General features: G+C 49.7%; 6 protein-coding genes. 3 read left to right on the top strand and 3 right to left on the bottom strand.

The features are described 5' to 3' along the window. Positions 1–9: 9 nt before the first annotated feature. Positions 10–273, bottom strand: coding sequence for a hypothetical protein (locus B3P58_RS01205; protein ID WP_145470672.1), 264 nt, complete (start codon positions 271–273; stop codon positions 10–12). Next, positions 270–2,129, bottom strand: a complete 1,860-nt coding sequence (locus B3P58_RS01210; protein ID WP_225692389.1) for a Na/Pi cotransporter family protein — start codon at positions 2,127–2,129, stop codon at positions 270–272. Before B3P58_RS01210 ends, B3P58_RS01205 begins: the two co-directional genes overlap by 4 nt. A gap of 784 nt (positions 2,130–2,913) precedes the next feature. Between B3P58_RS01210 and B3P58_RS01215 the strand changes: the two genes are divergently transcribed. Then, entirely contained in the window at positions 2,914–3,513 is a 600-nt protein-coding gene (locus B3P58_RS01215; protein WP_286715449.1) for a hypothetical protein, read from the top strand. Between the two features lie 196 nt (positions 3,514–3,709). Here the strand turns inward: B3P58_RS01215 and B3P58_RS01220 are convergent, their stop codons facing one another. Continuing rightward, on the bottom strand, positions 3,710–4,612 hold the full coding sequence (locus B3P58_RS01220; protein ID WP_286715452.1) for an AraC family transcriptional regulator: 903 nt from the start codon (positions 4,610–4,612) through the stop codon (positions 3,710–3,712). A gap of 123 nt (positions 4,613–4,735) precedes the next feature. Here B3P58_RS01220 and B3P58_RS01225 point away from each other — a divergent pair, with 123 nt between their 5' ends. Beyond that, complete coding sequence (locus B3P58_RS01225; RefSeq protein ID WP_286715455.1) at positions 4,736–5,875, top strand: PLP-dependent aminotransferase family protein; 1,140 nt, start codon at positions 4,736–4,738, stop codon at positions 5,873–5,875. A 595-nt stretch (positions 5,876–6,470) separates the two neighbouring features. After that, positions 6,471–7,001, top strand: a complete 531-nt coding sequence (locus B3P58_RS01230; protein ID WP_286715458.1) for a hypothetical protein — start codon at positions 6,471–6,473, stop codon at positions 6,999–7,001. Positions 7,002–7,255: the final 254 nt, after the last annotated feature.

Consider the following 7,255-nt stretch of genomic DNA (forward strand, 5'->3'; position numbering starts at 1 on the left):
GGGGCGCGGCTAAAGGTTATCGTCTTCGTTATTGTCCAGTTCGCGCAGCATTTCCAGCCCTTTGCGCCGTTGTGTGGCGAGAATGGAAATCTTTTCTTCCAGTTCCGCCCGTTCCAGTTCGCTGTCGCAATTCTGTAACTTAGCTTTCAGTTCATGCTGTTTGTGTTTGAGCTTATTCAGCGCGGCAGCCAGCTCTTTGCGCTGGCGCTGCTGGTGTCTTTGCTGCTGGTTAAACAGCGCATTGAGCTTTTTCACCAGTCGGGAAAATTTCATAAACCTTGCTCCGGTGGCGGGGTGGCAGTGTCTTCATCACTGCGTTGCTGTTCCAGTTGCTTGTTAATGGCTGACAGGTCGGCGTGTTCCAGTTGCAGGCTTTCCGGTGTGTCGCCCTGTGGGCTCTGCTCATCAATAAACAGATAGCGCGCAGCCTGAATCAGCGCGCGGCAGACTTCCTGGCAGTAGCCTTTATCGGTCATCAGTGAGGTGGCCATCTCAGCGCTGATTTTACGGGTGCGGATTAACCCTTCGATCAGGCTGTCGGACTGTTCGCGCTCGCGTTCGGTCAGCAGCAGCTGGTGGTCGAGAGCGAGGCGGCTTTCCACCACGTCATCGATCTGGCGTACCTGCTGGATGGCGCGCAGCACGTCGCCGATCTGCTGCCGTAATTGCTGATAGGCCTGCGCCATATCCGGGTTTTCGCTGTGAATATAAAACAGCAGGTTGCGCTGCAGATGTTTGACGCCCTTGATGGCCTCAATCAGATAGTGATCGGCGGCACGCAACTCGCGCAGCTGTTCGTCCTGACGGCCGCTGGCTTTTTCCCGTGCGCTGCTGATAAAGCTGATGATGGCCGAGTAAATTCCCTTCACCTGTTGTTCGTACAGCTGTTGCAGGTTGGTATGAATGGCAGAGTGGCTCTGGTCGCTTAACAGCGCAATCGGCTGTCCGCGGTGAAATTCATCGGCCTGCCAGCCCAGCCCCTGCAGTACCAGATCGGTAGATAACGCGTACAGGCGGATGCTTTCGCTGCGGGTTACCGCAACGGCAGCAGAAGGGGATTCCATCGCCGATTGATTCAGATATTGCGGCTGCATACGGCTGGTGGCCCGTTCCGGCACCAGACGCAACAACCAGCCTTGCAGACGTGGCAGCTGCGGCACCATCAGCATGACGCCCAGCAGGTTAAACAGGGTATGGAACAGGGCCAGCTTCAGTGTGTAGTTATCGGCGCCGATACCCAGCAGCACGCTGAGATGTTCAACCAGCCACAACAGCACCGGCATTAACACCAATGCCACCACACCGGTCAGCAGATTAAACAGCAAATGTCCGAGAGCAAGCCGCTTGCCTGCCGTATTGGCGCCAAGGCTGCCCAGCACGGCGGTAACCGTGGTGCCGACGTTGGCGCCGATAGCCAGTGCCAGCGCATCCATATACTGCACATGACCGGCCGCCAGCGCGGTCAGGGTTAATACCAGCGTGGCATGGCTGGATTGCATCACCACCGTGGCAATAATGCCGAACAGGGTGAACAGCAGCAGCCCGGCAATGCCCTGTGGGCTGATGGTGCTGAGATCCAGACTGCCCTGCAGCGTGGCAAAGCCATCCTTCATGTAATCAATGCCGAGAAACAGAAAACCCATGCCGGCCAGAATATGGCCGATACCGGCACGGCTCTGATTGGGCTGAAACAGCAGCATGACGCCAAACACCAGCATTGGCATCGCCAGCTGGGAAAGGTTGATATCGAGACCAAAACCGGCAATCAGCCAGGCGCCGGTGGTAGTGCCCAGATTTGCACCAAAAATAACGCCCAGTCCGGCACCGAGGTTGATCAGCCCGGCCGACAGAAAGGAGATGCTCAGCACCGATACCAGTGAGCTGGATTGCATCAGGGTGGTGGCGGCCACACCAAAGAGGAGGGCTTTGCCGGTGGTATTGGTGGAGCGCTGCAGGACACGTTCGATCAGGCCGCCACTGAAACTCTGGAAGCCACGCTCCAGTGACAGCATGCCGAACAGGAAGATGGCGACACCGGCAGCAATCTGCTGCAGCTGGGGACTGCTCCACAGGCTGAACGCCAGCAACAGCATAATGACCGGAAAGAGCATGCGCTTGAGCAATTCCAACGGGGGTAATCCTGTAGTTCCGGGCAGAGCTGTCAGTTAACCCAATGGCCTTTTGTTCAGCAAGGGAAATTGCTGTAGCAGTATCTGCAGACGTTGATCTAAGTCGCTGAAAAAGCAGTTTTTTGTGTGAATAACCTGATCGGAATTTCACCCTGGCAGAGGTTGTTCAGTGAAAGCCTGTTTATTTATACACAGAATGCTGTGCATAACTAAGGGATAAGCTGGCGATAACTACCTGCAGCCCGCAACAGGCCTGCAACGCTTTGCCATGGTGCCAGTCCGGTATCGGCCGGTTTACCGGAAACCCTTGAAAATCAAGGCTTTTATGGTGTTTTTTACACCGTAGTCAGGTTTTTCAGAGTAATGCGCTGGCAAGTCATTTTTTTTAATAATCAGCAGAATTAAGAGTTGTTTTTAACAGAAAAACTCTTTATATGGCGATTCTGTTACGGTTTACCCACAGATTCTGTGGATAACTTTGAGTATAAGTTGAAGAAAAATCCCCCTGTCCCCCACGCTTTGTAACACCCGTTTAAATTGTTTAAAAAATGATCAATCTGCAGTCCGATGAAAATCAGAGCGAAGGAAGCGAGGAGGTTGGCTAATACTGCAATATCCAGCTGGATTCGATGGCTGCTTTGTGGGCTTGTGTATTTTATGGAATATAGATTAAAGCTATAAATTATCATTAAGCGAGTGAGAAAGAGTATCAGACTGTTCAGGGACTATTTGTTGCGTCTGAGCTTGTGTGGCTCTTAATTGAACCGTGAGGAGGGTAAACAGGATGGATGCAGCATATACAGCAGCTCTGGAAGCAGTGCTGGTCAGCTTATTAACGGCCTTCTTTGGCTATATTGTATACAGATTCTCAAGTAAGAGCCGTTGCAGTGTATGCCGGGAATATCTTCCCGCCAGTGATCTGCGCTGGACACTGTTTGTCACCAATCCAAAAACAGAAAAACTGGAAGAGAAGGCCTGTTGCAATCCGTGCTTTCAGGCTTGGTTGATTGGTGGAAAAGCGGAGGCATGTGTTCGATGCGGAGCCTCACTGGAAGTTTCCGAGGGGATAATGTTCAGGATCGGGGATGATGCTGTTAGGGTTTGTGCTCGTTGTGCGGCCCTGCCTTTACCTTCAGAGAAAGTGATGTTGAAAGATCTGCTGAACGAGGAGTTTCTTTCTCACCATACGGTTTTTTCAAGTTTCTCAGACTTGATATCAAAGTATGGAGGGGTGCTGAAGGAAGAAGATCTTAATACGTTTGAGTTTGACGCTTTCATTCGGGCAAACAGCGATTATGCCTTTTTCCGTGACATGTTGGAGGATGCTAAAGAATGGCACAGAGTAAAGCTGCTAAGGCGCCACTTTTATGTCCGGAAATCCTGACACTAACTGAGAGTTTGCTTTGTCTTTGCCGGCGAACCTGGCTGAGGAGTCAGTTGAAGTAAGAGCGTGCCAGGCTTCGATGGTCGTTTCTCAGGAGAGGAGTTGGTCTGTTTTGCTAAAGAGGCCTTATGCCTTGTGTTTGGCAAATGTCCTGAGTTGCAGCATCAGCCAATGTCGGTTTGATCTATCCACGGCTTTACATCAGTGAAACAGGCAAATTAAAGACCAGCCTGAAGTGAGCATCTTCGGCTAAAAAGTGATTCTTTTCATAGCAGACCAGTGCTGGAGTTGTCTGCATTTTAAAACCTGACTGAGGGAGCCATTCCTCCATAATACGACTCAGATAAGGTAATAAATCGCCATAGCAACCTTCCAAACGAAATGCTGCATGCACGCCTCCCGGAATAACCATGCTGTTCACAACTCCGCTACGAGTGAGCGGCTTTTCAATGCCAATGCATGCAACATAACGGCATTTGGGCAGAGGCACCCAGGCCGGATTGCTGTGGTGGAGTGCGATTTGTTGTGTGCTATCGCGTCCTTCTGATGCCGCCCAGGCCTGTAGTGTCTGCCAGGCCTGACGAATGTCTCGCCCATAGCCCTGGTGTCTGACATAGGCAACGGGCTGGTTTTCCAGGGTGACAATCTCCGGCTGAGGTAATTCCCGACTTTGTACCCGCTGATAGCCGGCTGAAATTTCAGGATCGTTCAGATAAGGCGGTTCGGTACTTTTGCTTCCGGTAGAGCGCCAGGCTCCTGGTGAAACGGAAAACAGTTGCTTAAAGGCATGGCTGAATGAGGATACCGAATGGAAGCCACACTTTTCGGCAATTTCCTGAACGCTGCTGCGGTGCTCAAACATCAGTTGGTTGGCGGCATGTTCCAGCCGTGTGCGGCGGATGTATTGATGAACAGACTCACCGACAACTTGACGAAAAATACGATGAAAGTGCTGCTCGGAATAAGAGGCAACATCTGCCAATGCTTTAGCTGTCAGTTCTGCTGAGATGTCTTTGTGGATAGCGTACAGCGCATTATTTATCCGCGATCGTTGATGATAGTCCAACAGATTCTCTCCCCCGACATCATATATCGACATGTGAAAGCGCATGTTTCGACAATAGATGTGCGTTATACCAACAATCTTCAGATTATTTGAGAAGTATATTATCAACACCGTCTTTTATTACTAATAACAGAGTTGATTCAGGCGGAGAGCCATATGCAGACGGCAAAACACGTACAACAACTGCGCTCATCCTATATACGCGAAATTCTCCGGGCGGCCACTGCTGATGGCGTTATATCTTTAGCCGGAGGCCTGCCTGCGGTGGATTTATTTCCCCATGCCTTGCTGCAGGAAGCGATGATTAAGGTGGCAGGTAATAAACAGGTTTTTCAGTATGGCGAGACGCGGGGTTATGCACCGCTGCTGGAGCACCTGAGGGTAACCTGTGATCTGAAGGGATCGCACGGCACGCTGGTGACAACCGGGTCTCAGCAGGGATTAGACCTTATTGCCAGAACGTACATTAATCCAGGGGATCACATTGTTCTGGAAGCTCCGAGTTATCTTGGTGCTTTGCAGGTATTTACCCTGGCACAGGCAAACATCAATACCGTAGTACAGACGCCAAATGGCCCGGATCTCATGGCGCTGGAACAATTATTTACATCAAGGCCAGTCAAACTGTTTTATGCCGTACCGGATTTTCATAATCCAACCGGCATCAGCTGGTCATTGCAAACTCGCAAAAAGGTAGCAAATCTGTGTCAGGCTTTTAATGTTACGCTGATTGAAGATGCCCCTTACCGGGACCTTAGATTTTCAGGTGAAGATCTTCCCCTCGTATCATCTTTCTGCCCTGAAAATGCCATGGCGTTACGGTCATCATCAAAAATATCAGCGCCGGGTTTACGGCTTGGCTCTGTAACCGGGCCCGAAGAATGGATTACTCACCTGATAAGAGTTAAACAGACATCTGATTTGCATAGCAGTTTACCGATGCAGGCTGTTTTGCTGGAAGTTTTCACTCACCCTGAATTTGAAGCGCATCTCCGTAATGTTCGAATCCACTATCGCCAGCGTTACCTGGCGCTGGCTCAGGCAATTAATCAGCATCTTCCGCCAGAAGTATCATATGCGGAAGTTGAGGGTGGAATGTTTCTCTGGCTGAGGCTTGCTCAGGGAGACCCAATGGAAATTGCAAAAAAGGCTTTGGAGAAAGGCGTAGCTGTTGTGCCAGGAGATGTTTTTTATAGTGCTGATGACATTAAATTTCCGGCTATCAGACTTAACTTTAGCTATTGCAAGCCAGAAGATTTAAACGCAGCAATTCAGTTATTAGCAAGGGTTTTTTAGCTACTCACGATGGAGTGACGTAGATCTTATTATAAGGATATCGTGCACACTAATATGGGCGGCAGTAAATCATTATCAACCAACGGACTATCAAACCGGCAGTCGTTTTTTATTCGTCCTGTTTGCCTGTTCTCTGTGACTCTCTGAGAGAAGCAGGGGCGCTTGCCGTGCAATCGGCGATTGAAGTAGAAAAGGAATCGAGCCAGATCAGAGAGAGTGTCACAAATGTGTACCATATGTGTGACAAGCTGAAAGGCGGGTATTAAGAAGTTGCGTACTAGCAAGTGCTCTTAGAAAGGGGGGTGCCCAGAGGTGAACAAATCGGCCGGGAACAGATTTGCACAGCGGCAGACTGTCCGCAGGAGTAGAGCCATAGATGGCTCTGATGAATCGAACCTGAGATGACGCCGGATTTCAGGCAATAAAAAAGCCCGCATATTGCTATGCGGGCTCTTTAATATTCGTGGTGCCCAGAGGCGGACAGGGCACAGCTATCACAGAACCCACGCATCATGCGGGCTGGCAGCCCTTCAGACCATCGTGGTTGATGGAAATGTGTGCCAAAAGTGTACCATATAGGCTTTCGGGAGGTAGTATGAGCCCGGTCTTATTGATGAGGTATATTGACGCGATGGAACAGCGAGTAATGGATTATATGAAGGATCGTTATGAGGAAGAGTTGGGTCGTTTTACTCATTTTGAGGGTAAAAGTTCTCGTTTGATGACTTACCTGACGGTCATCATGGGGGCTCTTGTTTTTATTGTGAAAAGTGCAATTGCTAGCAACTTTACTCCAGTTAGTGCTCTGGACTGGGCGATTGTTATTTCCTTTTGTCTAGTCTTCTTTCTTCTTGCTTGCTCTTGGGGACACTCTCTTTTGGTGATTAAAGTCGCAGGTTCAGCGAACTTGGCGCGAGAAACGGTAACTTTTGAATATATGAAGTCGGCGCCTCTTGAGGATCTAGAGGACTATATGTACAGGTGTTATCGGGATACTATAGAATTACTCATTAAAGATGTTGATATGAAGTCGACCAATATTACATTCGCCTATGAGGAGCTGGTTTGCGGTGCATGGGCGTCAGCGATCTTACTAATACTCATAGTGATTAGGTGGTTAGGATGAGTGAACAAGGTAATAAACCCGGGACACCTCCCACGACGACTAATGTCAAGAGAGGTGTGGTAATCGGTAATAGCACCGATAAGGGCAATAAAGGCAGTAAAGGTGGATCAGGCAAAGGTAAGTAATTACGACCGTTTGGACGTGATTCGGTAAATGCTTGATTCACTGATAGCAAGCTCTAAGGTGCAGTAGTTCAGACCCGATCTGAAAGTCGCCCGTTTTAAGCTGGTGCCTGTCAGGTTACATCTGGGTTA

The organism is Thalassolituus sp. UBA2009, from assembly GCF_002335285.1.
In the GTDB taxonomy this organism is placed as follows: domain Bacteria; phylum Pseudomonadota; class Gammaproteobacteria; order Pseudomonadales; family Oceanobacteraceae; genus Venatoribacter; species Venatoribacter alkanivorans.

Coding starts and splice junctions, on each gene's coding strand:
- B3P58_RS01205 (WP_145470672.1), bottom strand. CDS start 273: ATGAAATTTTCCCGACTGGTGAAAAAGCTCAATGCGCTGTTTAACCAG.
- B3P58_RS01215 (WP_286715449.1), top strand. CDS start 2,914: ATGGATGCAGCATATACAGCAGCTCTGGAAGCAGTGCTGGTCAGCTTA.
- B3P58_RS01220 (WP_286715452.1), bottom strand. CDS start 4,612: ATGTCGATATATGATGTCGGGGGAGAGAATCTGTTGGACTATCATCAA.
- B3P58_RS01225 (WP_286715455.1), top strand. CDS start 4,736: ATGCAGACGGCAAAACACGTACAACAACTGCGCTCATCCTATATACGC.
- B3P58_RS01230 (WP_286715458.1), top strand. CDS start 6,471: ATGAGCCCGGTCTTATTGATGAGGTATATTGACGCGATGGAACAGCGA.